General features: G+C 71.2%; 1 protein-coding gene. It reads right to left on the reverse strand.

Features of this window, described 5'->3' with window-relative positions:
• Nucleotides 1-44 precede the first annotated feature (44 nt).
• Entirely contained in the window at nucleotides 45-2,363 is a 2,319-nt protein-coding gene (locus tag GL263_RS25135) for a terpene synthase family protein (RefSeq protein ID WP_323379556.1), read from the reverse strand.
• Nucleotides 2,364-2,400 lie beyond the last annotated feature (37 nt).

Here is a 2,400-nt window from a genome sequence, read left to right on the forward strand (position 1 = left end):
GCCCGGCGTCGTGGCCGGGGCCGGGCCAGGCGCGGCTCACCGGCTCAGCGGTACGTCGGTGCCGCCGACACGTCGGCCGCCGGTTCCGCCGGTACGCCGAGGCCCGCTGTCCCGGCCGGCGCTCCGGCCGACGCGCCCGCGCCGACCAGCAGGGAGACCAGCCGGGCCGCCGACGTGCCGATGCCCGTCGGTCCGGACGGCATCCCGCGCGGAGTGCGGTTGTCCTCCGCCAGCTCCTCGGCGCCGTAGCGGCGGCACCCCCGGTGCCAGTTGAGGATGCCCGCCAGCCAGTTCTCCAGCTCCTCCACGTACCCGGCCAGCACCTCCCGCGCCTCGGCGTCGAGGCCGAAGTCGTCGTACACCACGGGCAGTTCGTTGGCGGCGACGTGCTGGAACTGCTGGAGCCGGGAGTTCATCAGGTCGTCCACGATCCGCAGCGCGGTCGGGTAGTCGCAGTCGAAGAAGTTCTGCACGACAAGCAGCAGGTTGTGCAGCTCCCCCTCGTACTCGATCTCCTTCTGGTACGAGAACACGTCGTTGAGCAGCATCGCGTAGTCGGAGGCGGAGTTCTCCAACGAGCGCATCGGCCCGCTGCGGTACACCTCCGGCGGCACCCGCTTCCCGTGCCTGATCCGGCACAGGCTCATCGTCAGGTCGGACCCGAACGTCTTCCGCCGCATCTCCAGGTAGTCGACCGGGTCGGGAACCCGGTGCTGCGCCTGGTTGGCCAGCTCCCACAGCCAGCTCTGCGTCATGTCGACGATCGTCTCGCGGAACTCGGCGCGCGCCTCCGGCGCCATCGGCCCGGCCGTGCGCCCCCACAGATCGGCGAGCCCCCGCTCCAGCGCGTTGACGGGCTCGGGCACCGGCACCGACGGCTCCAGCGGCATGAACTCCGCCAGCCGCTCCGTGCACACCTTCGCGCCGACCAGGTCGCGCGTCCGGCCGAACACCACCGGGTAGTAGTCGTCGCCGTACGTGCCCCAGGCCAGCCAGTCCGAGGCCAGGTCCAGCTCCTCCTCGGTCGCGTCCGGGTGCAGCCCGGCCGCGCACAGCGGCAGGTCGTACCCGGCGACCAGCTCACGCGTCCACACGTGCGAGCCGGGCACACCCGGCTGCTCCCGCAGGATGCCCATCCGCTCGCACCACTCGACGGTGTGCCGGCGCGACGCGTCCAGGTGCGGGCTCAACCTCAGCGGGTACGGCAGCTTGAAGTCCGGCAGCAGCGAGGGGCCGACCTGCTGGAACGGCACGTGGGCGTGCCGCCGCCGGCGCGCCGCCTCCGAACGGGCGGCGAACGGTTTCACCGTGGCGGCGGACGTCCCGATCCCGCTCGGCACCGGGACCGTCCAGGTGCCGGGCGCCGCCTGCCCGCCGCCGTTCATGTACCGGCTGGACCGCATGTGCCACTCGTGCCCGCCCGACTGCCAGTCCTGCAACCCCTTGACGTACGCGAACACGTCCGCGCACTGCTGCGGGCTCAGCCCCTTCTCCACGAACAGCCCGGGGAGTTCCGTCACCACGGTGTTCTCGAACTGGTGCAGCCGGCTCGTCAGCAGGTCGTTGACGGCCTCGGCGGCCTCCTGCGTCCCGCACTCCAGGAACGTCTCCAACACCAGCACGCCGTTGCTCAGTTCACCCTCCTCCTCCTTCTCCCGCTGGTACGAGAACAGGTCGTTGCGCAGATGCACGGCGTCCGAGAACGCGTCCCGCAGCACCAGCAGCGGCCGCGAGGCCGCCACCGACGGCGGCACCTCCGCCCGCGCCGCGAACTCGACCAGCCCCGCCGACCACGGCGCGCCGCCCACCTTGCGGCGCATCTCGATGTACTCGACCGGGTTCGGCACCCGGCCGATGTTGATGTTCGACAGCTCCCACAGCGACTCGTTCAGCAGGTGCTCGGTGCTCTCCGCGAACCGCGCCCGCCACTCCAGCGACATCTCCGGCACCGTGCGCGCCCACAGGTCCGCCAGACCCGCCTCCACCGGGTTCGTCGGCTCGGGGAAGCCGTCGGCCAGGTCCATCGGCATGAACAGCGGCAGCCGGTCCAGGTACGCCTTCCCGCCCACCCGGTCCTGGGAACGCTTGAACGTCTCCAGGAAGTGGTCGTCGAAGAAGAACACCCACACGTACCAGTCCGTGACCAGGGAGAGATCCGGACCGGTCGCGTCGGGGTGCGTGTAGGCGCACAGGAGCGCGTAGTCGTGCGCCTCCAGGTCCCGCGCCTCCCAGACGCCGGACCCCTCCAGCATCCCCCTCTCCCGCGCCCACGCCCTGGTGTGGACCCGGGCCTCCTCCAGATGCGGATTGAGCCGCGCGGGATGCGGCATGTAGAAGTCGGGAAGTTCGAATGGCTGTGACACCGGCGGCCGGCCCTTCCTTCGGGTCTTCGGGTACTAC

The sequence above is a fragment of the Streptomyces durbertensis genome, from assembly GCF_014156695.1.
GTDB lineage: Bacteria > Actinomycetota > Actinomycetes > Streptomycetales > Streptomycetaceae > Streptomyces > Streptomyces durbertensis.